The organism is uncultured Marinococcus sp., assembly GCF_947493875.1.
Classification (GTDB): Bacteria; Bacillota; Bacilli; order Bacillales; family Marinococcaceae; genus Marinococcus.
Map to the genome: position 1 here is coordinate 178,517 of NZ_CANLSU010000001.1, position 26,169 is coordinate 204,685.

Sequence of the window (26,169 nt, forward strand, 5' to 3'; positions counted from 1 at the left end):
GAAAGATTAACTAACATTCAATAATTATTTAAATATGAATATTAAGTAACAAAAATTAGCGGAAAATAAAAAAGATGGTTGGTAATATATATATTTAAACGTATAATTAAACTAAGAAAAAAATTCCATTAAATAGTGACTATTGGATTGCTTTTTTTACAAAAAATAATAAAGGCAGGGACAACATGAAAAAAAATTTAGGTATTTGGGCCTTAGCTGCTGCATTAACTGTTACCTCGGGATTGACTGCAGCAGAGGCAAAGGCGGACGAAGGAAACGGAAACGATCTGGCTTCAATGACAACCGGTGGACATACATTAACACTTGCAGGCAGCATGCCGCGCTTTACATATGATTCGGGACTTAATTTCAGCTATCCGGAAGAAGGGGTCAAAGGAATATATGTTACTGGCCATTCGGCGGGAGGCGATCGGATGGATAAGTTAATTGATCTGGTTGACTCGACAGATTTAAATTCCATGGTAATAGATATTAAAGATGATCACGGAAACTTAACGTTCAGCGTCCCGGAAGGATCAGACCTCCCTGATATAGGAAAAAATATGATCAAAGACCCCGAAGCGCTGATGAAAAAACTGGAAGAGCATGACATATACCCGATCGCAAGAATCACAACTTTTAAGGATAATGTACTTGCCAACAAGCATCCGGAATACTCCTATCAGACAAGCGGGGGGGACACATGGTCGAATGGAAGCGGCCATATGTTTACAAACCCTTTTATGAAAGAGGTCTGGGATTATAATCTTCAGATAGCGGAAGAGGCAGCCAGGCTTGGTTTCCAGGATATTCAGTTTGATTATATACGTTTCCCGGAAGGATTTGAAACAAGGGATGACCAGCTCAAATATTCCACGGGAGATTATGATAGCGGAGACGACAATGTACAGGAACGAGTGGATGCTGTTACGGATTTCGTCGCCTATTCTGAAGAGACGCTTCAGACTAAATATAATGTAAATGTTTCAGCAGATATCTTCGGCTATTCTGCCACCCAGGAACGGGCGCCGGGCATCGGCCAGGATTTTCGGTTAATCTCTGAGAATGTAGATGTTATCAGCTCCATGATTTACCCAAGCCACTGGGGAAGCGGCTATTTTAATATCGACAAGCCGGATACAAAGCCGTACGAGGTTATCGATGCCTATGCGGAGGCAGAAAACAAGATTTTATCTGGTCTTGAGGAGCAGCCGACAACCCGGCCGTGGATTCAGGACTTTACTGCAAGCTATTTGGGAAGCGGTAATTATCTTCAGTACGGAAGCGCCGAAGTGGAGGCACAAATCCAGGCGCTGCAGGATAACGGTATTGAAGAGTACCTGCTGTGGGATGCCCAGAACTCTTATTCCAAAGGTACGGATTATACGCCGTAAAAAGCATAATCCAGGGGGGGCGGAAGTTAAAGACCGCTCCTTTTTGCTGTGCGCACGAGCGAGAAAGAGCAAATGCAACAACGTCCCACTGTGAGGTTAATATGCCGGGAAAAGCGCTCTCAAGAGTCTTAAATAAGTACTGAAGACACTTACTATATAAAGGTATTCGCGTTATAATGAAGATAACACAAATTTGGGGGTCATTATGTCTAAACTAAACTGGTACGAAAAATTGAACCAATACTTTCCAGTTGAAGAGATGAAATCAAAAAAGCATATGGAAGTTCTGCTGGATGAAAAAGGTGATATTTACCATAAGGATGAAGGGCCTCTTCATGTTATGATGTATGTAGAGACAGAGGAATTTGTTTTTATCGATTATTTGCTGGTATCGAAAGAAGCAAGAGGGGAAGGGCTCGGGCAGAAATTACTTGACAGTCTGAAAAGTAAGAATAAACCGATTATTCTGGAAGTGGAGCCTCTTGATTACGAAGAGAGTGATACGACAAAACGATTCCGTTTTTATGAAAGAGCCGGCTTTCGTCAGGCGAAATCCATTGGCTACAGCAGAATTTCCCTGGCAACCAATGAAGTGAATACGCTCGAAATTTTATACTGGTCGCCGGACGATGCCTCGGAAGAAGTTATTTATGAAAAAATGAAGCATACGTACAAAAACATTCATACGTATAAGGATGAAGAAATCTACGGAAAAGCGTATCAGGACGTGACGGAAGTTCTTACGTATGATGACAAAGACGAATTGAAGAACGCTTAGAAAGGAGGGCGAAGAGGTTATGAAAAATGCGGTTGCAAAAAAACGCAGGAAAATGAAAAGAGAAGTGCTCAGAGATATGCTTAAAAAGAACCTCAAGGGCCTGAATAAAGAAAAATCGCCCGAAAAGGGCGTTCCGACTCCTTCAAGACACACCGCTTAATACAGTGCAGGCGCAGCTCATAGAAGCTGCGCTTTTTTTGACGAAAGGTTTAAGAGTCGGGCTGCGGTGGAAAACCTTAATTTGTAATAAAAATTGGAGGGTTTCTGATGCAGACACATCAACTGTACATTAACGGAGAATACGTAAACGCTTCTAGTGATGAATATATTGAAATTGAAAATCCGGCTACGGAAGAAACGATTTCCCGAACGGTAAAAGCGACAAAAGAGGATGTGGACAAAGCTGTTGCAGCCGCCTCTGCTGCCCAAAAAGGGTGGGAGCTGACACCAAATATCGAACGCGGAAAAATTGTCCGTGCCCTTGGAGATAAAATAGAAGAGAATAAAGACCGGTTTATTGACCTTCTTCAGGAAGAGCAGGGCAAAGATTATGGTCTGGCAAGCGGTGAAGTGGATCTTGCCATTGATTATTTCCGCTATATGTCCGAGTGGGCAAGAAGAATAGAAGGAGAGATCCTGCCAAGCGACCGTGAAAATGAGAATATCTTTATTTATAAAAAACCTATTGGCGTTGTCGGCGGTATTGTGCCGTGGAACTTTCCAGTGTTTATTCTGGCCAGAAAAGTGGCAACAGCGCTTGTCACCGGCTGCACGATTGTGCTGAAGCCAAGCCAGCAGACGCCAAATACAGCTGTCGAATTTACAAAGCTTATCGAAGAAATGGACGAAGTGCCAAAAGGGGTTTACAACCTGATCACAGGCACAGGCTCAGAAATAGGAAATGCTCTGGCTTCCCATGAAAATGTAGACATGATAACAATGACCGGAAGCGTGCCTGCAGGAACGAAAGTAATGGAGGCTGCGGCGCAGAACATTACAAAAGTTAATCTCGAACTCGGCGGGAAGGCACCGGCCATTGTAACGGCGAACGCAGATATTGATACTGCAGTGAAGCACATTACGACCTCCCGGCTTGCTAATAACGGCCAGGCCTGTACAAACGCAGAACGGGTATATGTGCATGAAAGCATAGCTGAAGAATTTACCAAACGTCTGCAGGAAGCGTTCGAACAAAAAACAATGGGAGACCCGCGCGCATCCAAAAATGCTGACGTCGGCCCGCTCGTGAGCAAAGACCGCCTCGATGAAGTGCACGCGATGGTGGAAAGTGCTAAAAAAGACGGAGCAAAAGTAGTTGCCGGCGGTGAACCAGGCGATCAAAATAAAGGTTATTTTTATAAGCCGACGGTGATCAGCAACGCCCGGCATGACATGGAAATCATGCAGGATGAAATTTTTGGTCCGGTTATCCCTATCGATACGTTCCAAACGCTTGATGAAGCAATTGAAAAAGGCAACGATACTGTATTCGGTCTTTCTTCCTCCGTTTATAGTGAGGATATGAATGAAATTATGAGAGTTGTCAACGAACTGCGCTTTGGCGAAACGTACGTCAACCGGGAAAATTTCGAAGCTGTCCAGGGCTATCACGCCGGCTTCCGGAAATCCGGACTTGGCGGCGCCGATGGCAAGCATGGAGTGGAAGACTTCTTAGCTACTCACGTTGTTTATATGCAGTACAATAATGAAAAAAATTAAAGAAATTTGGCTGGAGGATGAACCTTCAGCCAATTTCTAACGTATATATGGTAAGGGCGGAAACAATTAAATGAGTTGTTGAAAAACAAACCAGGTAATTGAGAATCGTTCATTTAAAGTAAAAAGTGAACAGTTTAAATGGATTGTCACAAAACGTTAACAAATTGTGCGCTTAGAAAGTTTTAAAACCATGTTGAAGAGGTATAAATAAAGTATTGTTGAATTAAAGTCCAAAAGTATAATCATTCACAAACCAGTTAAAACCTCTTTTCAAATTAGAATAATTATTGTATAATAATCCTGTGACTAAAAAGCAGAGAATATTATACGTTGTTTTCGCCCATTTTACTCCCATAGTTGGGGAAGGAGAGATTTGTTAACATGGTGACATTGCTTACATCTCCAAGTTGTACATCCTGTCGGAAAGCGAAAGCATGGTTGGACGAACATGAGATCGCTTATAATGAAAGAAATATTTTTGCGGAACCTTTAACTGTGGATGAAGTGAAAGAAATTGTCCGCCTGACGGAGGACGGCACCGATGAAATCGTCTCCCGCCGCTCAAAAGTATTTCAGGAATTAGACGTGGAAATGGAAAACCTTCCATTGCAGCGCCTTTTCCAGTTAATCAGTGAACATCCCGGTCTGTTGAGACGGCCGATCATTTATGATGATAAACGTTTACAGGTTGGATACAATGAAGCTGAAATCCGTCGCTTCCTTCCAAGAAAAGTCCGTACTTTTAACTTGATGGAAGCGCAAAAAATGGTAAACTAAAAAGAAAGAAAAATTTCGGCGCCGGTCGGAATTTTTCTTCTTTTTATAATTACGCTTTGTTTTGCTAAAATGAGTTTCTTTCCTTGACATGAGTGTGATTTTATCTGAAAATATAAAACCAAACCAGTGTTAAATTATTGATGCTCCGCTCCCTCAACGAACGTTGCATCCTGGGATGAGCACAACTCACAAAGGGTCCAGTACGGCGCTATGATTAAAAGGATTACTATATGTTATTGTTAGGGTATAGTATTTCATAGTAAGTAGAAGACGACCCTAGCTTGAGGAGGGAGAAGAATAGTGGAAATCGAAAGAATCAACGAGTCGACAGTGAAGTTTTACATTACGTACACGGATATTGAAGACCGCGGTTTCGATCGGGATGAGATTTGGTATAACCGTGAACGTGGAGAAGAGTTATTCTTTGATATGATTAATGAAGCTCACGACTTAGAAAACTTTGAAATAGAAGGACCGTTATGGATTCAGGTACAGGCACTTGATCAGGGTATGGAAATTGTCGTCACTAGAGGTCAGGTCACCGATGGAAATGTGAAGCTTGAAATTCCGGTATCAGAAAACAAAGAGGAAGCTCCGGTGGACGATAATATCGTGGACATGCTTGATGAACAATACCGTTCGTCTAAATCAGACAGAAACGGATCTCTTGAGTCTGAGGATCTGGAAATCGTTATTTCCTTCCAGGACATGGAGGATTTGATCAGCTTGAGTAAGGCCTTCCATGTATCGGATGTTCACAACGAAGTATATTTCTTTGAAAATCGGTATTATCTCTATTTAGTATTCGATCAGCGTTATACAGAGGATGAACAGGACAACATGGTGAGTCACGTGCTGGAGTATGGTAATGAATCTGATCTGTCCATTTTCCGTATACGTGAGTATGGTACGACGATTGCATCTGAATATGGTCTCCAAACCTTCAATGAAAACTTTTCATAATTGTGTGTATCTCTAAAAGGCTGGCGTGTGACGCTGGTCTTTTATTTTTATTTTACATACCCCCTCCCCGCATTTTATCCCCCGGAAAGAAGGCTGATCTCATGTTTAATGCTCTCAATGCGGACGGCCGGGCAGTTTCAAGCCTGGATTCCGCCAATTCTCCCCCTTACTACTGCCCGGAGTGCGGGCACGAAGTACATCTGCGTAACAAATCAAATGCCCGTCCTCATTTTGTTCATTCCCGGCGTGCAGACTGCCGCCTGCTTTTTGGAGAATCCAGGGAGCACACCCAGGGGAAGACCCTGCTTGCCAGCTGGCTTAAAGATCAAAATCTTTCTCCAGTTATTGAGAAGCAGCTGCCGGAGGAGGGAAGAAGGGCGGACGTATTCGTCCAGTGGACAGAGCGCGAAGTGGCGCTGGAGATACAAAGGAGTACGATTGATTCACCACAGCTTTTGACGAGAAGCCGTACATATGCAGAAAAAGGAATCCTTTCACTGTGGTTTTTTTCTTCAAAACTGGTGCAGCGAAAAAATGCTGGGAGCTGGTTTTGGAACGAAGCAGTATGGTCTTCTATACTTTCCGGATATTTTAATGCGGTGCCTGTGCTGAATCCCTCTTCCCGGGAGCTTTCGATCGTGCAGCCGCTTTTTGAAGCTTCGCCCAGGCGCATAGCAGCGTGTGCCTTAAGAATCCCTCTGGCTGATATAAAGCTGGAGTGTTTTTTCACTCCTTTGAAGCTTTCATTTAACTGTATTGAAGAAATACTTGCACATAAAAGCAAGTGGCGCTTTTCGTCTTATCAATTTAAAGGGTGCGCACAATATTGGGGCAGCCTGGATATATATACCCGGCACCTCTCTCATATTAGTCTTCATCCTGCGGACCTCGGCTGGCCGACACCGTATTGTTATGTTTTCCGGGGCCCGCCGCTCGTATGGCAGACCCTGTTGTTTTACCGGGTTATTCACCAAAAAAATGATACATTGAACAATATTTTAATTCTAGTGCAAAAGGATCCATTGCTTTCTTCATTGATACGCCCTGGTTTACGTACGGAAGTTTATCTGCGTCATGCGGTCTGGCATTTTTTGCAATGGCTGAAGGCCCGCAAGACGGTCTGTGTTCATCACGGGCGCTGGCACTTGAAAAAAGATCTGTCGTTTGAAGCATCGGCGGAAAAGGGATGGTCGCAGGATCGCAGTTTAGCCAGAAAATTCACGGCATATACTAAAAAGCTTGAGGCAGAAAAACGATTCATTGGAACAACTGGAAATAGTTCGATACAATAGAAGAGAAAGATAAAGGGAGGTGCGTTCCATTGAGTTCATCTGCTGTAGAACAACTGCCAAAACGCGAAGAAATCAGTGAACAGTATAAATGGAATTTAGAGGATATTTTTTCAAGCAATGAAGAATGGGAAGACGAATTCAAGCACATTCAAAGCCTGATTCCGGCAATCGAGTCGTATAAAGGACGCCTCGGAGAATCGGGTCATATGCTGTATGAAGCCCTGCAGCAGCAGGATAAAATTACAGAGCGTTTCAGTCGCTTATTTGTTTATGCGCATATGCGTTATGATCAAAATACAAATGAATCGCTGTATCAGGGAATGGAGGACCGTGCAAGAAGACTGGCGAGCCAGCTTGGTCAGGCTACCGCTTTCCTCGTGCCGGAAATTTTGACTATCCCTGAAAAAACAATTCAAGCATTTTATGAGGAAGAGCCGGAACTCCGGTTGTATGAACACGCACTTGATGCTATCAATAAAGAACGCCCGCATGTGCTGACAGAATCAGAAGAAGCACTTCTTGCCCAGGCTTCTGAAGTGATGGCTGTGCCGGGAAACACCTTTGGCATGCTAAATAATGCAGATATGGAATTTCCGTCCATAAAGGATGAGAACGGAAACGATGCCCAGGTGACACACGGACGTCTGCTGAACTTTCTGGAAAGCGACGACCGCCGTGTGCGCGAAGAGGCTTTTAAAGCTGTCTACAGCACCTACAGCAGGTTTAAAAATACAATTTCAAGCACGCTGGGCGGACAGGTGAAAAAGAATACTTTTAATGCAAGTGTCCGTAAATATCGTTCAGCTAGAGAAGCTGCGCTGAGCAATAATCATATTCCGGAGAAGGTGTATGACCAGCTTATTTCGACCGTTCATGATTATCTCCCACTGCTTCACCGTTATGTGAAGCTGCGTAAGCAGGTGCTTGAACTCGATGAGATTCATAACTATGATTTGTATACGCCGCTGGTCAAGGACATTGACATGAAAATGACGTACGAGGAAGCAAAAGAAACCGTTCTTGAAGCGCTGCAGCCGCTGGGAAAGGAATACACAGAAACAATTGCCGGCGGATTTGAAAAAGGCTGGGTAGACGTTTATGAAAACGTTGGAAAACGGAGCGGAGCCTATTCCTCCGGAGCTTATGGGACAATGCCGTATATTTTAATGAACTGGCAGGACAGTATTAACAATGTATACACGCTGGCCCATGAACTCGGACATTCGATGCACAGCTATCTGACTCATCAAAATCAGCCTTATCCTTATGCTGATTACACCATTTTCGTGGCTGAGGTAGCTTCTACTGTCAATGAAGCGCTGCTTACCAGGCACTTACTGGCAAAAACGACAAATAAAACAGAAAAAGCGTATTTATTGAACCAGTACCTCGAAGGCTTCCGGGGAACGGTGTTCCGTCAGACAATGTTTGCTGAGTTTGAGCAGTTAATCCATGAAAAGGCAGAAGCAGGGGAAGCACTGACGCCCGATCTGCTGAACGCGCTTTATTATGAGTTAAATGAACAGTATTTCGGGCCGCATATGACGCTCGATGATGATATTGCGCTTGAGTGGGCAAGGATTCCTCATTTTTATATGAACTTTTATGTTTATCAGTATGCCACCGGCTACAGCGCTGCGGCTGCTTTGTCCCAGCAGATTGTTGAAGAAGGGGAGCCTGCGGTGGAACGCTACCTGCAGTTCCTAAAATCGGGAAGCTCGGATTATCCGATCGAAGTTCTCAAAAAAGCAGGAGTCGACATGACTACTTCGACTCCGATTGAACTGGCCATGAAGTCCTTCGAAGATACCCTAAATGAACTGGAAGAACTGCTGCTTCAATAAAAAAAATCCGCGGAGATGCGTTTACATCTCCGCGGATTTTTTTTTCAGGTAACGGAAGGCACATACTCCCAGTAGGCTCCATTTTTTAACGGCACATGCTTCATTTTTCTTAACAGCACAAGCTGTTTCAGCTGCTTTTCAGCTTCCTTTTCACTCCAGTCGAATACGACAGAGACCTCTTTGGTCGTAATTCGCGGATAGCGGGAGAGAAACCTTTCAAGCGTTAGTGAATGAGAAGGCTCCGGAGCGTGCCCGAGCATGTCAGAGAGAATTTCTTCGTAGACCTGATAGGGATACAGCCCGGAAACCTTCAGTCCTCCATCTTCAACGTGATCGTTAAAAAACACGAATGTTGGAGCTTGATCGACCTCCATCTCGCGGGAGGTTCTGATATCGCAATTCAGAGCTTTCCGGGTACAGGCAGAATGTATATCGCGCTGAAATTCTTCAATGTCCAGCCCGGTAGCTTCCGCAATCTGGATAAGCGTTTCTTCTGTGGAGATGTCCTGGCCATGCAGAAACAAATTCTCTCTAATATTCCGGAAAAACACTGAAGCCAGCTGCTTTCCCTGCATTTCTGCAGCCTTCATGGCGAGCGCAGGAATGTAAGCAGAAGGAGCCGAGTGCTTCAGCCACACGCTTCCGTCTGCCGGCATGCCGGTACGGGTAGCCACTTCCTCATAAAACAAAGCCATTTCTTTTTTCATATCTTCTTTCACCGGCTTCTGTTTTTCTTCACTCCAGCATTCAATGTTTGAAGTGAGCAGAAGCTTTGGCGTGAAATAGTGGCCGTATTCGATGAGCAGCTTTTTTAATACAGGCTCAAACGCCCAGCACTCCGGGCATAATGGATCCATAAAAATATATAATTCAAGCGGCTTTTTCGATAAATGTGTGTCGGTAGACTGCGGCATACTGCAGGAACCGGAACTGTCATCACAAAAAGAAAAATGCTCGTTGCCCATGACCAGTTCACGCTCCTTTCATTATGAATTTTCTTCAGTAGTATTTATCATGTGCTGTGCTGTCACCACAAGCCGCTGAAACATTTCCTGTCTGACGTCGTCTTCCATATTTATTTCTTCCATCGCTTCATCCATGCATAACAGCCAGGCCTTCGCCCGTGTTTCCGTAATTGGGAACGGGAGGTGGCGGGCCCGCAGGCGGGGATGACCATGTTCTTCTGTATATAAAGGCGGACCGCCTAAAAATTGAGTCATAAATTGCTTTTGTTTACGGGCAGTTTCCGTAAGGTCGTCCGGAAAAATAGGAGCCAGATCCGGATGGGCGCCAACCTTTCCGTAAAACGTATCAATCAGCTCGGAAAGTTTTTCTTCGCCAATCTGGTTAAAGCTCGATTTGAAAGCAGCCATAGTGAACCTCCGGAACAACGTTTTGACGTTCATACCTGAAAAGACAAAGCACTGGGACAAAACGTAATTATTGTATTTTCAATTTTTATTCTAGCAATGAGACCCGGCAACCGCAAATATTTTGAACGAAAAGGAACCCGGGGCAAAAAAACAACCCCGGGATGGAGTTGTTTTTAAAACGGATTATACAAGATCCTGATAGTTAGCAAGTACATTAGGCACGTATTTCTGGGTTTCTTTAAATGGTGGGATGCCGTCATATTTATCCACGTTGCCCGGGCCGGCGTTGTAGGCGGCAAGAGCAAGTGTTTTGTTGCCATTGTATTTACTTAGCATATCTCTTAAATAGCGAATCCCGCCATCGAGGTTTTGTTCCGGGTCCATTGGGTCCTTTACCTTCAGCATAGAAGCAGTACCCGGCATCAGCTGCATCAGTCCCATAGCACCGGCATGACTTTTAGCGTCCGGATTGAAGCCGGATTCCTGCTTTACCAGAGCACGAACAAGCTTACTGTCTACGCCGTATTTTTCAGATAAACGCTCAATTGTCTGCACAATGCCTGAGCCTGAAGTCTGTTTAGACGAAGAAATATTTTCGGAGGCGGGAGCCGTTTCTTTTTTTACTTCTTTGGCGGCAGGCTCCGTGGAAGCACTGGATGCTTCGTCTCCTAAATGGTTGAAATAGCTGCTGGCACTCACAGGGTTTAAGAACAATGAGGAGGAGACGGGGCTGAAGCCGCTGCTGCTCTGTTCAGACATGATGGCCTGAGTTGATTTCAGGGAATCGTATAAAAAAGAACCGAAACGCCCAGCAGCAGAAGCTGTTTGCGAAGGGGCGGACGGCTGGCTGTTTCCTGCAGCTGCATTGGTTGAAGACGGGAAAAGAGAGGAAGAAATCGTCAAAAACATTCACCCCACTAATAAGATTCAGATAAGAAAAATATACCAGTATTTCAAATGAAGAACAATGTGCGTATGTTACTGTTTTTCATTCTGCTCCCGGCTGCGCTGAAAGAGACGTTCAATTTTGTTTGGTGTGCTGCGCAAGGGAAATTGATGCTGCTCTGCCAGTTCATTCATCCAGGCAGAGACGTCTTTTTCGCTTGGTCCTTCTATTTCAAGCTCATAATCGGTGGCCCCCAGGTAATGACTTCGGTCAAAAAAGATTTCTCCCGTCCGGAAAGGCTGGGTGGCCCGGTAGGTCGTGAGGGTGCCTATATTTTCAACAAGCCCGGAGCCAATCAGCGTCTGAAGGCGTCCGGCAACGTCACCGGCAGGCAGTTTCCCGCCTGTGATTGCTTCCTGTGCCTCCTGGACAGTAATGTTCTGATTCCATTCGGTGAGCCCCTCCTGGGCGGGCTCCTTTAACGTTAAAGTGAAAGAACCAGCACGCTCGCGTATACGCAAAGCAGATTTTCGGGCACGCAGGTCGAAGCTGCTGGTATCAAAGTATGTATTTTTCTGCGAAGAAAAATCGTTTTCCTCAAGAGCGAAGCTTGCTGCAAGAGAGGAAAACTCCTTCTCCGTTAGAAGGTTCTTCGCTTCAATTTCCTGTTCTTTCGCCATGGTGAATCTTCCTTTCTGATACCGAATTACTGGAAAAACGCTATGCATTATCTTATCATATGGTTTGCGCTCTGTCTGTGTACATAAGTTATGATAAAATTAGGTACAGACAAGAAACGTATACTTTCCCTGTGTTGGAGGAATTATGACATGCAGCATATACTAACTGTAAATCATTACGAAGAAGAAAATGAATCATTAATAATGTATCCGGTGGAAGAATGGCCGGAAAAAGAATGGCAAAAATTACGGGACGGTGGACAAATGCTTGCAGATTCCGATGCTTTAACGCTTGTTTATGTCCTGGATATGGAAGACGAATTTGTGCAGCTGCGTATTCCAAAAAGAGTGTGGCCGCTTTTGAAAAAGGCTTATGATAACGAAAAACATGTTTATATAAAAAGCGGAAGTGCCCTGCATTTAGAAAATTTTCATGAAGAAATTGATTATTTAATGGATAATGTGCCCGGAAACGGGAATTACGGTACTGAAATGGTATCTGCATTTGAAGAAGCGTTTAACGTATAACCTCATAATAATGTAAATGAGTGGTGGTAAACCATGAGTAACTGGCAGACATTCCTTTCGCCTTATATGCAGGCGGTAGAGGAAATAAAGGTGAAATTAAAAGGGTTAAGAGAGCAGTACCAGATGTCTTCACAGCACACCCCGATCGAGTTTGTGACAGGCAGGGTCAAGCCGGTGACAAGCATTCTTGATAAAGCTCAGCGCAAAGATATTCCGCTCGATGAGATCGACACAAAAATGCAGGACATCGCAGGTATTCGCATTGTCTGCCAATTTGTGAGCGACATTGATACCATTGTGGAGCTGATGCGGACAAGACAGGATTTTGAGGTTTTGGAGGAACGGGATTACATTAAGGAGAAAAAAGAGAGTGGCTACCGTTCTTTTCATATGGTCGTTTCTTATCCTGTGCACACGATCGGCGGCCGAAAGGACGTCCTCACAGAGATTCAGGTACGGACCATGGCCATGAATTTCTGGGCTACTATTGAACATTCTTTAAACTACAAGTACAGCGGCGAAATTCCGGAGGATATTAAACACCGGCTGCAGCGGGCTGCCGAAGCTGCATTTCAACTCGATGAAGAAATGTCCAAAATTAAAGGCGAGGTACGGGAAGCACAGCGTATCTATATGCAAAACAGGGAAAGTGAGGGTCCAAATACATGAGTATCCCGTCCACCGATGAAAATATGCGATATAATGTTACGTCCCGGGGAGATGACACCTCCAATGAAATCAGGGACAAAGTGCTTTCATACCTAAATGAATTCGGTCTGATTCACGACGAAATTCATCCGGATATCGTTATTACTGTAGGGGGCGACGGCACACTGCTGCAGGCGTTCCATCATTATTATGAATCACTTGAAGACGTCTGCTTTGTAGGTATACATACCGGCCACCTCGGTTTTTATGCAGACTGGCAGCCTGAAGAAGTGGAGAAGCTGGTGATTCACCTTGCAAAAACGCCGTTTCAGGTGGTGGAGTACCCGCTTCTTGAGGTAATTGTCCGTTACAATGAACATACGAGATTCGAACGGTATTTAGCCTTAAACGAGTGTATGGTAAAAACGCTCGAGGGATCTCTCGTGTGCAATGTAGACATTAAAGGCGAACATTTTGAAACGTTTCGCGGAGACGGCTTATGTATTTCCACGCCGTCCGGCAGCACGGCGTATAACAAATCCCTGGGTGGAGCGATACTGCACCCTTCCTTATCAAGTATTCAAATAGCCGAAATGGCAAGCATCAATAACCGGGTCTACCGTACGATCGGCTCGCCGTTAATTCTGCCGCAGCACCATACCTGTCTTCTGCGCCCGGTGAACGATGTGGATATGCAGATCACTATTGACCACATCACTCTTGTCGATCAGGGCATTGAGTCCATTCAGTACCGGGTAGCAGAGGAAAAAGTAAGATTCGCCCGCTTCCGCCCGTTTCCTTTCTGGAAGCGCGTGAAGGAATCGTTTATCGGGGAGTAAAGCGATGCGGACGATTACATGGAAGGTGCCTGCCGATGCAGAGGGCCGGGAGATAAAAAGGTTTTTGAGCCAGTATAAGGATGTTTCGCGACGTGTGTGGAAGAAAATTGATACACTCCCCCTGTATATAAACGGGGAACAGGCCCGTGGAAACGACCGGTTAAACGCTGGGGACGAGCTGCAGATAAGCATTCCATCGGGAACGGTGCCGGCTCATTTTAAAGAGTCCCGGGAGCAGCTGGAGGTGTTGTATGAGGATGAGGACGTAATCGTCGTCAACAAGCCTGCGGGACTGCCGACGCTTCCAGGTAGAGCAGTAGGGGAGGAATCACTCGCAGGGAGACTTGCCGGCTATCTGCGAAGCAAAAATATACATTCTGCCATCCACCCGGTATCAAGGCTCGATCGTGGAACGAGCGGTATCGTGCCATTTGCCTGCCATGCCTACGCTCACTCCCGCATGGAAAAACATATGGATGCCGGATCCAGAAAAGAGTACATCGGGATGGTCGAAGGCAGGTGGCCGCAGGAATTTACGTATATCGATGTTCCGATCCGTCCGAGCACGGAGAGTCTGGTGGAACAAATAGCAGCACCGGACGGCAAAAGAGCTGTGACCACCGCAGAGGTGATCGAAGCACTGCCTGAGCATACCGTTTTAAAGTTTGGGCTAAAAACCGGACGGACGCATCAAATCCGCGTGCATGCCTCTGCGTCCGGTTTTCCGCTTGCTGGTGATACGCTGTATGGAAATGAAAATGAATATTTGAAAAGACAGGCGCTGCACGCCTGCCGTCTGGATTTCTTTCATCCGGTACAGGAAACAATGATCACTGTCACGGCTCCGCTCCCTGAAGATATTAATGATTTTCTGGCTTCTCAGCGGCTGAAGGTATTTAAGTGATCCGGCTGCAGCGGCAGAGTGGAAGGCACCTCGACGAATTCATGCTCCGGGTAACGATAGGCGGTAAGCTTGTTTCCAAACGAACAGCCCGTATCGATATTTACGGTCCGGCCGACAAGTCTCGCTTCCCATACAGGAGTATGCCCGTAAATGACGAAAGGCCTTCCGCTGTACGAGGGGGCCCAGTCTATACGCTCAGGTTCGCGATTGGCGTTTAGCTTTGTCGGTCCGTACAAAACGACATTGCGGGCCCTGCGGTCCGTACGGCCGATCAACTCCTCCTGCATGCCGCCGTGGGACGCAAGAACATTTCCATCGTCGAACAGCTGATACAGCGGTGCCTGTTCAAACAGGTGCATAAATTTCTGCTTCACCTCCTGCTGCTCGTCCGGTAGAAGTGCTTCCCACTCCTGGATAGTCTTTTCAAGCCCGTGGCCTACCTGGACCGGGCGCCCTAAAAACCAGCGGTATAGTTTGTCGCAATGGTTTCCGGGCAAATACAGGGCATTTCCGCCTTTAACCATTTGGTCCGTTATACGGATGACCTCTATAGAATTCGGGCCGCGGTCGGTGATGTCGCCAACGATTATAAGCTGACGGCCACTGGGATGCCTGTAATTTTGATTATGATCATAGCCGAGTTCTGAAAGTATTTCGTTCATTTCGTGTGCGCAGCCGTGAATGTCGCTGATAAAGTCAAAATGTCTGTTCACTCAGACCTCTCCCCTCTAAAAAATGACGGCTGTTGGACAGCCCTGCGGTTCAATGATATAAAGGTAAAGAAATTATTTGATATTGATACAATCATATCTAAAGGAGAGACAACGATGCAATTATCATTAGAAGGAAAAACGTTTGTCATCATGGGTGTTGCCAATAAAAGAAGCATAGCCTGGGGAGCTGCTGAAAGCCTGGCGGAAGCAGGAGCCGATTTAGTATTTACATACGGACAGCAGCGCACCGAAAAAAGTGTCAGAAAATTGGCGGATTCGCTGGACCAGAAAGAACCGCTCGTCGTTCAGTGTGATGTTACCAATGACGAACAGATCCGCGAGTGCTTTGCAAAAATTAAAGAAGAAACGGGAACGATTCACGGTGTCGTTCATTCCCTGGCTTATGCGAAAAGAGAAGAGCTCGAAGGGGAATACTTGAATGCTACACGTGAAGGGTTTCTTTTGGCCCAGGAAATCAGCGCGTACTCCTTTACGGCTGTAGCGAAGGCGGTAAAAGAGTTCGATTTAATGACAGAGGGAGGCTCCTTTGTGACGATGAGCTACCTCGGGGCAGAGCGGATCGTGAAAAATTATAACGTCATGGGCGTAGCGAAGGCTTCTTTGGAAGCGAGTACCCGCTATTTGGCAAATGATCTTGGTGCAGACGACATTAGAGTTAATGCAATCTCAGCCGGTCCGATTCGTACACTGGCAGCTAAAGGCGTTTCCGGCTTTAATGATACCATTAAGGCTATGGAGGAGCATGCCCCGCTGCGTCGCACAGTTACCCAAAAAGAAGTCGGAGACACCACTGCCTTTCTGATGAGCGGAATGTCGAGTGGAATTACAGGTGAAGTTATCCATGTTGACGGAGGCTATCACGCGTACGGTATGTAAAAGCAGATCTGCAGAAACATGGCGAGTACTGCATTATTACCATTTGATAACGGATTGAAATGCTTAATATATGGAAAAAAGGGTAAAGAATACTAGTGATCATTTTTTCAGCAATCCATGCTTGTAAACAGTGGAGGAGGGTCTGAACATGGCACTTGTAGTTCCATATATTAATGCATCAGCCGTTAATTATGCCAATCGCCAGCAGCCGCCGGCTAAGCCGGGAGTACACCGCGTGCAGCGGGTGCAGCCGGTAGAACCGAAACGATATTCGAGTGAGCAGCAGGAAGCTTATAAGGCACTCGAAAAGAGGCATGAGCGTATTTTAGAAGAAGAAAATAAAAAAGGGCGGCGCATTCATACGCTTGCCTGAGAGAGCTGCCATCCGGCAGTTCTCTTTTTATTTTGGAAAAGGAGGAAAGTGGTTGAAACAGGAAAAATCGGTGGGGACGTGCGAGCTTTGCGGAAGAGAAGAAGTCGAACGCACGGTGCACCACCTGGTGCCAAAGGATGAAGGAGGAACGCACGGGGCCACTGCCTGGCTGTGCAAAGCCTGTCACAGGCAGATACATGCTTTATACAGTAATAAAGAACTGGCAGTAAGGCTGAGCACGATCGAACAGCTTCAAAACGATGAAAAAATCTGGAGGTTTATTAAATGGATACGAAAGCAGCGGGGAGAAAAAAGGGTGAAGGTAAGACGGTCGAATACGAAAAAAAGGTGAGCATCTCTGCTCACCAGCTAATGGACTTTTTCATTTCAACATGGGGGATGCCGGCATCCATAAACTCTCCGGACGTGACTTCGTATCCGAGGGATTGATAAAAGCCGGAAGCGTATTTTTGTGCATTAAGCTTCATGACGGGCTTTTCCATTTCCAGAGCTTTATATTCCATGGCCTGCATGAGCAGACGTCCGCTTCCAGTGCCACGGAAGGAAGCATAAATACATACACGCTCCGCTTTAGCATACTCCTCTTCAAACCGGATCCGTGATGCTCCAATGGCCCGTTCGCCGTCATATACGACGAAATGGATGGCCTCTTCTTCAAATTCATCAATTTCTTCTTCCTCGGGCACGTTCTGTTCCTCGACAAAAACCTCAAAACGGACCCGGAAGGCATCTTCAAGCTGCTGCCTGTTACTGACTTCGTACACTTCAATCATAAAACGCAGTCCTTTCTCAATCTAGTTCAATATCAAACATATAAGCAAGCGAATGAAGCACGTCCTGCTCCCACACCTTCCATAAATGCCCGCCCTCGAGCTCTTTATAATGATAGTGGGACGCCTTGGCTGAAAGGTACTCATACAGATCGCGATTTGGTTTTAGAAAATCTTCGACCGTACCGGCCGTCGTATCTACCTCCTGCTCTTTTGTACCAATAGTGTGGTACATCGTAAAGGAAGGCCAGTCCTCCGAGTTTTTCAGGGCGTTGAATACGGTGTCGTTAACAAGCGGTGAATGCATCACGACCCGCTGAAAAATGTTAGGATAACGAAGAGCAGCCATTAAAGACACCGTGCCGCCGAGTGAATCGCCAAGCAGTGTTCTTTCCTGAGGCGAGGATTCCGCGTGATACTCTTTTTCCATAAATGGAAGGAGTTCTGAGGCCATAAATTGAAGGTAATCAGTGTGGCCGTCCTCATCGGGATGGTACCAGTTTCTGCGCTGGCGCACAGAAGGATAGGGGACGCCTACGATGACGGTGTCGGGAGCACCTTCCTCCATCGCCTGTTCGGCGTAGCGGACTAAATGGCCGAGCCGGAAGTAATCCTTGCCGTCCTGGGCAATAATTAAATGATATGTAGACATGGGAGTGAATCCATCCGGGGTGTAGATACGTAAATCAAAAGAGTGATCCAATATTTCACTGTGAAATGTGACATCCTGCTGGGTACCGTCCATGACGTTTCACAATCCTTTCATAGGGAAATAGTATTAGTGAAGTCCCTTATTGTTGCAATAGCTATTGTAACATAATTTTAAGGGCTTTTATGTATTCCGGATTGCACTCGATAAAGGAGGCAGCAATATGACTAAAGAAAAAGTATCAAGTGAAAAAGTAGAAAAAGCAGCAAGGGATATGCTCGAGGAGCGCGGAGTTTCCCTTCAGGACATTGCAGATATCGTATATAATATGCAGGCAAAATATGCTCCGAATCTGACGATGGATGACTGCCTGGAAAGCGTGGATGCTGTATTGTATAAAAGGGAAATCCAGCATGCTATCCTGGTGGGCGTGGAAATCGACAAGCTGGCTGAAAATAACCAGCTGTCCGAGCCGCTGCAGTCACTGGTTGATACGGATGAAGGCTTATTTGGTATTGATGAGACAGTGGCGCTTGGTTCGGTATTTGGGTTCGGGAGTATAGCCGTTACTACATTTGGATATTTGGATAAAGCCAAGGACGGTATTATTAACGAACTGGACACAAGCGAAGATAAAGTGCACACCTTTTTGGATGATCTGGTCGCAAGCATTGCATCGAGTGCTTCTGCACGTCTTGCACACCGGATGCGTGACAAGGAAGAAGAGCGCACGAGCAGGCAGATTAAACACCGGGAAGATGAAGAACTGATCGGCTGAAAAAATCATGAGTAACCCCGCAGTTTTTCGGCTGCGGGGTTTTTGTGCGGATAATCATTGTGCTTAACAAATAAAACGATTGGGAGTACAATTATGTAGAGAAAAAGCAATTATAAATATAAGGTAAAGGGGTAGAAATTCTAGTGCAAGAAACCAAACCACGCTGGATATACTGGAAAAAGACCTTCCATTCAAAGTTTCAGGCCGGCTGTCTCAAAGCAAAGCTGGAGGAAAACTGGCACAACGGATATGAACTGGGACCACTCGTAGAAATAAGAAAGCTGCGATCCAATAAATATGTGGTGCGATATACGTACGATGAAGCTTAAAGCTTACACATACAGCTTCACGAAAAATAGATTGAATAAGAAAAGGTAAGAGCCGTTTTATGCCGAGGGCATAAAACGGCTCTTAGTTATGACAAGCTATTCAGTGCTTTCCTTCCATCCTTGTTCAAACAGCATTTTTCCCGGCCAGGTGTAGGCCATCAGCCCGCCGTCAGCTAAAATAGTTTCCCCGGTAACAAAAGAGCTGTCGTCCGAGGCAAGAAAAAGAGCTACCGTGGCCATTTCCCTTGGATCTCCAAGGCGCCCCATCGGAGTGACCCATTTTTGTGCCTCGCGGAACTGCCGGCCGCTTTCTTCCTCCTGGCTGCCGGCAAGATCATCAATCAACGGAGTTTCAATAGTCCCTGGGGCGAGAGCATTCGCCCTGATTTTATTACGTCCGTAATCAATCGCCATTGCTTTTGTCATATTTGTAATACCGCCCTTGGCCGCGTTATAGCCTGAACGGTCCAGGTCGGCAGCAAGCCCCGACATGGAAGAGACATTGATTATAGAACCGCCTTTTTCAAGCATTAACGGTATAATATATTTGCTCACTAAAAAGGTTCCCCGCAGATCAACACTCATGATCTGGTCGAACAATTCCACCGGATATTCATGAAGCTTGCCTCCCTCCTGATCAATACCGGCGTTGTTGAACAAAATATCGATGGTTCCGTAAGTATTGTTCATATGCTCTGCAAACTCCTGAACGCTTGATTCGCTTGAAACGTCGAGCTTAACAGAAGCAGCTTTTCCGTTATTATTATTGATGGAAGAGACAGTCTCATGCAAATCGCTTTCATTCACATCAGCGCAGATGACCTCTGCTCCTTCTTCAGCAAATACCGTCGCAGTGGCTTTTCCAATTCCGTTCGCGGCTCCAGTTATAACTGCCGTTTTTCCGTTTAATTTCCCCATAGATATTCTCCTTTCAAAAATAGCGGGTATCAGCCTGATACTAATACCTGTTCCAGTCTCCTGGTAAACATTTGTAAACGAATGCATAAAATGATTTTATATATTTGCATCAAATAAAGAACGGCGGCATAATTTTAGGGAGAGCATAAAAATCGTTAGAACACAGAAAAGAGGAAGACTGATGAAACGTATTACCGTAGTCGGCGGGGGAATTACAGGGCTTACCGTTCTGTATTACCTGCAGAAATGGAAACTGGAAAGCAGCAGCGATATCGAATTGACACTCGTGGAAAAAGAAGATAAAGCAGGCGGTAAAATACGGACCGTCCATCATGAAGATTTTATTATGGAGACGGGGGCGGATTCTGTTGTAGCCAGGCACAGCGCGGTGCTTCCGCTGGTTAAAGAAATAGGTCTTGAAGAAGAAATGGTGTATAACAGCACCGGAGTGTCATACCTGTATGTAAAAGACCAGCTGTACCCGCTCCCAAAGGATGCAGTCTTTGGCATTCCATCAGGACCTGTGTCGCTTTTAAAAAGTCCGCTTATTTCCTGGAAAGGAAAGGCCCAGGCATTTGGGGACTACGTAAAAAGGAATAAAAATTTTACGAAAGAAAGCTCAGTAGGGGAGTTTCTCGAATCCTTCCTGGGCCGTGAACTGGTGAAAAATCAGATTGCACCGGTTTTGTCCGGCGTGTACTCGGGGGATATTTACTCCCTTACTATGGCATCGACGCTGCCGTATCTGGTGGATTATAAAAATGATTTTGGAAGCATCATGCGGGGAGTTGCTAAAAACAAAAAAGTGTTCGGAGCGGGGGCAGGAAAAAAATTCATTTCCTTTCGAAATGGTTTGTCTTCGCTGCCGGAGGCGCTGCTTTCAAAGCTAACCGATACAGAGGTGCTGTTAAAACGGCAGGTGGAGCATATTACAAAGAAAGGGGAAGCGTATCAGGTGAAGCTTGACAGCGGAGAGAGCCTGGACACGGATGCTGTAGTTATAGCTGCGCCTCATCGGACTGCGGCGGAGATACTGCAGGATGAAGAAATGACAAAGATATTTAATCAGTTCCAAAGCTCATCTCTATTAAGTGTATATGCTGGTTTTTCCCTGCCACCGGACAGTCTGCCAAGGGACGGGACGGGGTTTATCGTTTCTGAAAACAGCGACCTTGAATGTAATGCGTGCACATGGAGCAACCGGAAATGGAGGCATACGTCGAAAGGGGAAAACGTGCTGGTGCGTTTGTTTTACAAAAGCTCCAAGCCTGCGTATCAGCGAATGCAGGAAGGTGGAGAAGAACTGATAAAGCAGACAGCGCTAAACGACCTGAAGAAAAGCCTGCATATCGAACAGCAGCCTGTAAGTCTTGAAGTAACAGACTGGGAACAGCTGATGCCAAACTATCATATTGGGCATCAGGCAGCTGTTGAGGAGCTTGAAGGGCTGCTGAAGGAGAAATTTCCAGGCATTTATGTGGCCGGTGCTTCGTATTACGGGGTTGGTATCGGAGCCTGTATTCAAAACGGGGTAAATACGGCAGAAGCTCTGTACAAAGATATTTAAAAAGCACGCCTCTTCCATCGGGAAAGGGCGTGCTTCATTACGTATCAATTGAATGTCTGTGGTGCAGGTAATCCTTCATAACCGCCTGCTGGCCGTCTACGATTGTTTCAGGCAGGGCCGAAGGGTCCAGGAAAGCCACCGATGCTGACTCATTAGGATCAGGCTGGATGGTGCCTTCTAAATGTTCAGCGGTATAGGCAATAATTACACAGTAAAAAGGGTCCCCGTTCGGTGCGATCACAAACGTATCCTCCCCGGAGTAAACATTAAACAGACGGAGGCCTTGGGCTCGGAGACCAGTTTCTTCCAGGGTTTCCCGCACGGCTGTTTCTTCAGCTGCTTCCCCGAGCTCCATTAAACCTCCGGGAAAGCTCCAGCTCCCCGGAGGACTGGTTCTTTCCTGCAGCAAAATACGGCCTTCATCGTTTTCTGCAATAACGAGAGCGCCTACGAGAATTACTGTTTCTTTTCCGACGAGCCGCCTTAAATTTTCTACATATCCCATATGAACCCCCCTCTCCGTAATATTTTCTCTACCATATCATGAAAATATGAGCAGGAGAAAACCAGTATTCATATTCATACGTAAAAATATGGTATGTTAAAGTGAAAGAATCAATCATACCCGGGATGGAAATACATTTCGCCGTTATTGCAGGAAAAATACTGTATAAACTGATTAAAAACCGGGAACAATACATTAAAAGCAGGAAATCGAGAGCAAAGTAACAGGGGGACGCTTGTATGTTTAAACGATTATTAATTGCAGTAGACGGCTCCGACCACTCTGCCCGTGCAGTGGAAAAAGCGATTGAAAGCATTGCGCCGGAGCTTTCCGAAGTTTATGCAGAGGTAGTTTATGCCACGACCTCCGCCCAGACGAAATCAAGCAGACTCAGCGAACACGAATTGTACATCCGGAAGCAGAATGAAGAAGAAATCCTGCAGCCGGCGGTCGAACGGCTGAGCGAAGAAGGAATAAGAGCAGAAAAAGTGGTGCTCCACGGGGACCCGGCAGCGGCTATTAGTGAGTACGCAAATGAATATGAATTCGATTGTGTTGTCGTGGGAAGCAGGGGGCTGAACCCGCTGCAGAAAATGGTTATTGGCAGCGTAAGCAGAAAAATCGTGGAACAGATCCGTCATCCTGTGCTTGTTGTAAAATAGTTGTGCAGTGCTGATATAAAAGCTGCTTTTTCTACAGGCAGCTTTTTTATTATCAAAATTCTTTTCCTGGTGTACGTTTGTCCATTACAAACAGGCACAGGAGTGATAGAATGGTTTTCGTGCTGAATAAATATTATACATAGGAGTTTTCCACATGGCAGAACAAGAAGAGAAGTTAGAGAGAGCCGTAGGGGCAAAATCTATCGAAAAATTGGATTTCAGGCTTGGGGCGTTCGGTGCTGCAGTGCCACTGTTGTTTTTTGTTGTCTGGGCGATCACCACCAGTGTCCTTCAGCTGACCTCTGAGATTGGACTGGTCCTGGGGGCAGTGATCGGACTGACTCTTGGCATGCTGTTTAGTAAAAGCCGGTGGGCAGACTACGCCCAGGGCCTGTTTGACGGTCTGGCCCAGCCTATCGGCGTAATCGCCATGGTAGCCTGGTTTTATGCAGGAATGTTTGCACAGGTGCTTCAGGTAGGCGGTTTGGTGGAAGGGCTTGTATGGACAGGAATAGCCACAGGTGTGACTGGCGGCCTGTTCACCGCAGTAACATTCCTGCTTGCTGCAGTCTTCTCGACAGCAGTCGGCACCGGCTACGGTACGACCGTGGCGTTCTGTACGCTGATGTTTCCGGCCGGTGTAGCTACAGGGGCAGATCCGGTAATGCTGTTCGCTGCAATACTTGCCGGTGCAGTCTTTGGCGACAACCTTGCTCCTGTTTCTGATACTACGATCGTTTCCGCAACGACACAGAATGCGGATGTACCGGGTGTGGTGCGCAGCAGATTCAAGTACGCCATTGCAGCAGCTATTCCAAGTGCCGTATTATTTGCGGTATTTGGCGGGGGAGACGGCAGTGCTGCCGCCGGGGTTTCCACAGCAAGCGTGGTGGAGGACGTATCGCCGGGAGGCCTGATTATGCTTCTGCCATTTTTACTCGTGCTTATATTGGCATTATCCGGCCAGCATTTAATCACTTCGTTAACGTGGGGAATTGTGTCTGCCATTCCGTTAATTGTAATTTCCGGTCTTGGTTCCTTTTCGGACATTATTCGTTTTAACCCTGAAGCAGATGCGGTAGTTGAAGGCGCGTTAATCGATGGTATCACCGGCTATGTGAACATGGCCATATTGATTTTATTAATTGTGGCGGCAGCTTATCTGATGAGACTCGGTGGAACGATGCAGGCGATTACCAACGGCCTGGTTCGCTGGATTAAAAATTCCGTACGCCGGGCAGAACTTTCAATGTGGGGCATTGTAGCTCTGTTGAACAGTTCCATTACTATCAACACGGCTGCAGAAATTGCTGCGGCCCCGTTTGTCCGCGATATCGGGGAAAAGTACAGGATTCACCGTTACCGCCGGGCGAATCTGCTTGACGCAGTAACATCTGCGCTTGGCTACATTTTTCCGTGGGGAGCTCCGGTGCTTCTTGGCTGGTCTACGATCCAGACAATGCAGGAGCAGTATAACTGGCTGCCGGTAGTCGAGCCTACTGCAGTATTTCCATTCGTCTTCCAGGGGTGGTTTCTTGTCCTGATTATGCTGCTTGCAGCAATTACCGGATGGGGGCGCCGGTACGAAGGAAAGAACGGGGAAGAGCTTCGCGAACGTCCTTCAGAATAAACCAATAGCGTGCTGCTTCGGCAGCGCGCTTTGTTTTGTTTACAGGAAATTTTTGAAAAAACAGAGGCTGTTGTTATATTATCTGCGAAACAACAATACCATAATGAAAAAAATTAGTGAAAATGCATGAAAAAAGTTTCTAATTTGAATCAGAATAACCAATGAACTCTGCCTTTGAATTCTCTAATATAAAACGTAAGAAATTCAAAAAAGGTGGAGAATAAATGAAAGATCGCACAGAAGAGATGGAAATGCAGCAGCCGCAGCCTGAGAAAAAACGCAGGTTTCAAATGCCTCATATTTACGTCATTTTATTCATTTTTACTGCTTTAGCAGCGATTGCCACCTACATAGTTCCTGCCGGGACATTTGAGGAAATCCCGGGACCGGAAGGAAGAACAACGATTGATCCTGATTCCTACCAGCAGATCGCTTCGGATCCGATAGGAATCGTTGATTTTATGCTTGCCGTGCCGAATGGTCTGGTCGCGGCAGCTGAAGTAGTATTTTTCACCTTCGTGATTGGCGGTATGTTTATGGTGCTTCGCCGCACCGGTATTATTGAAATTGCTGTGGATCGGTTAACGCGGAAATTTTCAAACAAAAGCCTTGCGGTAGTACCTGTACTGATGTTTGTTTTTGCGTTCATATGCAGCCTGATAGGCACCCAGGAGCTCAGTCTTGTATACGTGCCTGTTATTTTACCGCTGATGATCGCCTTAAAGTACGACTCAGTGACCGCAGCGGCTATTGCGCTAATCGCTACTACTGCAGGTTTTACCGCCGGCTTTCTGAATCCAATTAACACTGGGCTTGGCCAGCAGGTAGCAGACGTACCATTATACTCAGGGCTTGGGCTGCGTATCGCATTATTTTTGACACTGGCTGTTATCGGAGTTCTTTGGGTCATCAGATACGCAAGAAAAGTAAAACAGCGGCCGGAAATGAGCCTGACCTATGAAGAAGACGAAGAAAAACGATCATTATACCTGCATACGGATGATACAAAAACGTATACTTTTCATAAACGTCAAAAAATTGCTTCCGCATTTATTTTCATATTTTTTGGAATACTCGTTTATGGTGTACTCGCTCAGGGGTGGTTCATGCTTGAAATGGCTGGATTGTTTATCATAATGGGCATTGTGGTCGGCATGATTGCAGGGCTGACACCGACTCAGGTTTGCGATGGTTTCAATGAAGGCTTTCGGGATGTACTGGTCGGGGCTATGATTGTCGGCGTTGCAAGAGCGGTAGCCGTAGTGATGGAGGAAGGACAGATCATGGATACAATAGTCCATGGCCTGGGCACAGCAGTAAGCGGTATGCCAGTCGTACTCAGCGCTGTCGGAATGTTCGTCATTCAATTTTTATTTAACTTCCTGGTTCCGTCAGGAAGCGGGCAGGCGCTCGTTACAATGCCGATCATGGCACCACTTTCGGACCTTCTTGGAGTGACACGGCAGACCTCCGTACTTGCTTATCAGCTGGGGGACGGCTTAGGTAATATTATTTTTCCCACCTCCGGCTATTTCATGGCTACGCTCGCGCTTGCCGGGGTCCCATGGCACAAATGGGTGAAATTTTATTTTCCTCTGCTTCTTATCTGGATGGGGATCGCAATAATCTTTTTAACAGGAGCCCAGCTGCTGCAGTGGAACGGCTGAGCGTGAGCAGTTTGCTTTGCATAGCTGCCGGTTATGAGTAGAATAGGTTCTGCATCAGCTTGAAG

At 46.1% G+C, this 26,169-nt stretch carries 29 protein-coding genes; 20 read left to right on the forward strand and 9 right to left on the reverse strand.

Features of this window, described 5'->3' with window-relative positions:
• Positions 1–185: 185 nt before the first annotated feature.
• The 7 genes from Q0757_RS00860 to pepF all read left to right on the forward strand — a co-directional run bounded on the left by Q0757_RS00860 (position 186) and on the right by pepF (position 8,767).
• Positions 186–1,394, forward strand: coding sequence for a putative glycoside hydrolase (locus Q0757_RS00860; protein ID WP_298783751.1), 1,209 nt, complete (start codon positions 186–188; stop codon positions 1,392–1,394).
• Positions 1,395–1,599: 205 nt separating this feature from the next.
• Positions 1,600–2,172, forward strand: coding sequence for an N-acetyltransferase (locus Q0757_RS00865; RefSeq protein WP_091614512.1), 573 nt, complete (start codon positions 1,600–1,602; stop codon positions 2,170–2,172).
• A gap of 267 nt (positions 2,173–2,439) precedes the next feature.
• Positions 2,440–3,891: an aldehyde dehydrogenase gene (aldA, locus tag Q0757_RS00870; RefSeq protein ID WP_298783757.1), complete on the forward strand. Its 1,452-nt coding sequence runs from the start codon at positions 2,440–2,442 to the stop codon at positions 3,889–3,891.
• Positions 3,892–4,272: 381 nt separating this feature from the next.
• The gene (gene spxA, locus Q0757_RS00875; RefSeq protein ID WP_022795164.1) at positions 4,273–4,668 is read left to right on the forward strand and encodes a transcriptional regulator SpxA; all 396 of its coding nucleotides are present in this window, start codon (positions 4,273–4,275) and stop codon (positions 4,666–4,668) included.
• Positions 4,669–4,968: 300 nt separating this feature from the next.
• Positions 4,969–5,631, forward strand: a complete 663-nt coding sequence (mecA, locus tag Q0757_RS00880) for an adaptor protein MecA (protein ID WP_022795163.1) — start codon at positions 4,969–4,971, stop codon at positions 5,629–5,631.
• Between the two features lie 101 nt (positions 5,632–5,732).
• Positions 5,733–6,923 (forward strand): competence protein CoiA, encoded by a 1,191-nt coding sequence (locus Q0757_RS00885; protein WP_298783766.1) that lies wholly within the window; start codon positions 5,733–5,735, stop codon positions 6,921–6,923.
• A gap of 29 nt (positions 6,924–6,952) precedes the next feature.
• Positions 6,953–8,767 (forward strand): oligoendopeptidase F, encoded by a 1,815-nt coding sequence (pepF, locus tag Q0757_RS00890; protein ID WP_298783768.1) that lies wholly within the window; start codon positions 6,953–6,955, stop codon positions 8,765–8,767.
• A gap of 44 nt (positions 8,768–8,811) precedes the next feature.
• On the opposite strand, the gene Q0757_RS00895 is transcribed toward pepF, so the two are convergent.
• The 4 genes from Q0757_RS00895 to Q0757_RS00910 all read right to left on the reverse strand — a co-directional run bounded on the left by Q0757_RS00895 (position 8,812) and on the right by Q0757_RS00910 (position 11,706).
• Entirely contained in the window at positions 8,812–9,681 is an 870-nt protein-coding gene (locus tag Q0757_RS00895; protein WP_298783770.1) for a ClpXP adapter SpxH family protein, read from the reverse strand.
• A gap of 72 nt (positions 9,682–9,753) precedes the next feature.
• Positions 9,754–10,140, reverse strand: coding sequence for a globin (locus tag Q0757_RS00900; RefSeq protein ID WP_298783772.1), 387 nt, complete (start codon positions 10,138–10,140; stop codon positions 9,754–9,756).
• Positions 10,141–10,323: 183 nt separating this feature from the next.
• The gene (locus tag Q0757_RS00905; RefSeq protein WP_298783774.1) at positions 10,324–11,043 is read right to left on the reverse strand and encodes a lytic transglycosylase domain-containing protein; all 720 of its coding nucleotides are present in this window, start codon (positions 11,041–11,043) and stop codon (positions 10,324–10,326) included.
• Positions 11,044–11,118: 75 nt separating this feature from the next.
• The gene (locus tag Q0757_RS00910; protein WP_298783775.1) at positions 11,119–11,706 is read right to left on the reverse strand and encodes a CYTH domain-containing protein; all 588 of its coding nucleotides are present in this window, start codon (positions 11,704–11,706) and stop codon (positions 11,119–11,121) included.
• Between the two features lie 150 nt (positions 11,707–11,856).
• Here Q0757_RS00910 and Q0757_RS00915 point away from each other — a divergent pair, with 150 nt between their 5' ends.
• Genes Q0757_RS00915 through Q0757_RS00930 form a run of 4 tightly spaced genes read left to right on the forward strand, consistent with a single transcriptional unit; the run spans position 11,857 to position 14,625 of the window.
• The gene (locus tag Q0757_RS00915; RefSeq protein WP_298783777.1) at positions 11,857–12,234 is read left to right on the forward strand and encodes a hypothetical protein; all 378 of its coding nucleotides are present in this window, start codon (positions 11,857–11,859) and stop codon (positions 12,232–12,234) included.
• Positions 12,235–12,267: 33 nt separating this feature from the next.
• Positions 12,268–12,903, forward strand: coding sequence for a GTP pyrophosphokinase family protein (locus tag Q0757_RS00920; protein ID WP_298783779.1), 636 nt, complete (start codon positions 12,268–12,270; stop codon positions 12,901–12,903).
• A gap of 23 nt (positions 12,904–12,926) precedes the next feature.
• Entirely contained in the window at positions 12,927–13,721 is a 795-nt protein-coding gene (locus Q0757_RS00925; protein WP_298784479.1) for an NAD kinase, read from the forward strand.
• Positions 13,722–13,725: 4 nt separating this feature from the next.
• Complete coding sequence (locus tag Q0757_RS00930; RefSeq protein ID WP_298783781.1) at positions 13,726–14,625, forward strand: RluA family pseudouridine synthase; 900 nt, start codon at positions 13,726–13,728, stop codon at positions 14,623–14,625.
• Here the strand turns inward: Q0757_RS00930 and Q0757_RS00935 are convergent.
• Positions 14,601–15,338: a metallophosphoesterase gene (locus tag Q0757_RS00935; protein WP_298783783.1), complete on the reverse strand. Its 738-nt coding sequence runs from the start codon at positions 15,336–15,338 to the stop codon at positions 14,601–14,603. The two genes, Q0757_RS00930 and Q0757_RS00935, sit on opposite strands and share 25 nt — an antisense overlap.
• A 114-nt stretch (positions 15,339–15,452) precedes the next feature.
• On the opposite strand from Q0757_RS00935, the gene fabI reads away from it, so the two are divergent.
• The 3 genes from fabI (at position 15,453) to Q0757_RS00950 (ending at position 16,960) form a co-directional block, all read left to right on the forward strand.
• A complete protein-coding gene (gene fabI / locus Q0757_RS00940; protein WP_298783785.1) occupies positions 15,453–16,235 on the forward strand; it encodes an enoyl-ACP reductase FabI in 783 nt (260 codons plus the stop codon).
• A gap of 148 nt (positions 16,236–16,383) precedes the next feature.
• Entirely contained in the window at positions 16,384–16,608 is a 225-nt protein-coding gene (locus Q0757_RS00945; RefSeq protein ID WP_298783787.1) for a hypothetical protein, read from the forward strand.
• Positions 16,609–16,660: 52 nt separating this feature from the next.
• Entirely contained in the window at positions 16,661–16,960 is a 300-nt protein-coding gene (locus Q0757_RS00950) for an HNH endonuclease (RefSeq protein ID WP_298783789.1), read from the forward strand.
• A gap of 10 nt (positions 16,961–16,970) precedes the next feature.
• Here the strand turns inward: Q0757_RS00950 and Q0757_RS00955 are convergent, their stop codons facing one another.
• Together Q0757_RS00955 and Q0757_RS00960 are read right to left on the reverse strand one after the other, a co-directional pair.
• Positions 16,971–17,399, reverse strand: coding sequence for a GNAT family N-acetyltransferase (locus tag Q0757_RS00955; RefSeq protein WP_298784481.1), 429 nt, complete (start codon positions 17,397–17,399; stop codon positions 16,971–16,973).
• Positions 17,400–17,418: 19 nt separating this feature from the next.
• Complete coding sequence (locus Q0757_RS00960) at positions 17,419–18,144, reverse strand: esterase family protein (protein ID WP_298783792.1); 726 nt, start codon at positions 18,142–18,144, stop codon at positions 17,419–17,421.
• Positions 18,145–18,271: 127 nt separating this feature from the next.
• Between Q0757_RS00960 and Q0757_RS00965 the strand changes: the two genes are divergently transcribed.
• Positions 18,272–18,826, forward strand: a complete 555-nt coding sequence (locus Q0757_RS00965) for a phosphatidylglycerophosphatase A (protein WP_022795240.1) — start codon at positions 18,272–18,274, stop codon at positions 18,824–18,826.
• A gap of 143 nt (positions 18,827–18,969) precedes the next feature.
• On the forward strand, positions 18,970–19,155 hold the full coding sequence (locus tag Q0757_RS00970; protein WP_022795241.1) for a hypothetical protein: 186 nt from the start codon (positions 18,970–18,972) through the stop codon (positions 19,153–19,155).
• Positions 19,156–19,251: 96 nt separating this feature from the next.
• Here the strand turns inward: Q0757_RS00970 and Q0757_RS00975 are convergent, their stop codons facing one another.
• A complete protein-coding gene (locus Q0757_RS00975) occupies positions 19,252–20,073 on the reverse strand; it encodes an SDR family oxidoreductase (RefSeq protein ID WP_298783798.1) in 822 nt (273 codons plus the stop codon).
• 181 nt (positions 20,074–20,254) lie between these two features.
• On the opposite strand from Q0757_RS00975, the gene hemG reads away from it, so the two are divergent.
• Complete coding sequence (gene hemG, locus Q0757_RS00980; protein WP_298783800.1) at positions 20,255–21,640, forward strand: protoporphyrinogen oxidase; 1,386 nt, start codon at positions 20,255–20,257, stop codon at positions 21,638–21,640.
• A 37-nt stretch (positions 21,641–21,677) separates the two neighbouring features.
• Here hemG and Q0757_RS00985 read toward each other — a convergent pair whose 3' ends face one another.
• Positions 21,678–22,145 carry an NUDIX hydrolase gene (locus tag Q0757_RS00985; RefSeq protein WP_298783803.1) on the reverse strand — a complete coding sequence of 156 codons (468 nt, stop codon included), beginning with the start codon at positions 22,143–22,145 and terminating at the stop codon, positions 21,678–21,680.
• Positions 22,146–22,384: 239 nt separating this feature from the next.
• Here Q0757_RS00985 and Q0757_RS00990 point away from each other — a divergent pair, with 239 nt between their 5' ends.
• The 3 genes from Q0757_RS00990 to Q0757_RS01000 all read left to right on the forward strand — a co-directional run bounded on the left by Q0757_RS00990 (position 22,385) and on the right by Q0757_RS01000 (position 26,104).
• Complete coding sequence (locus tag Q0757_RS00990) at positions 22,385–22,807, forward strand: universal stress protein (protein WP_298783805.1); 423 nt, start codon at positions 22,385–22,387, stop codon at positions 22,805–22,807.
• Positions 22,808–22,961: 154 nt separating this feature from the next.
• The gene (locus Q0757_RS00995; protein ID WP_298783806.1) at positions 22,962–24,437 is read left to right on the forward strand and encodes a Na+/H+ antiporter NhaC family protein; all 1,476 of its coding nucleotides are present in this window, start codon (positions 22,962–22,964) and stop codon (positions 24,435–24,437) included.
• 224 nt (positions 24,438–24,661) lie between these two features.
• The gene (locus Q0757_RS01000; RefSeq protein ID WP_298783808.1) at positions 24,662–26,104 is read left to right on the forward strand and encodes a YfcC family protein; all 1,443 of its coding nucleotides are present in this window, start codon (positions 24,662–24,664) and stop codon (positions 26,102–26,104) included.
• Positions 26,105–26,169 lie beyond the last annotated feature (65 nt).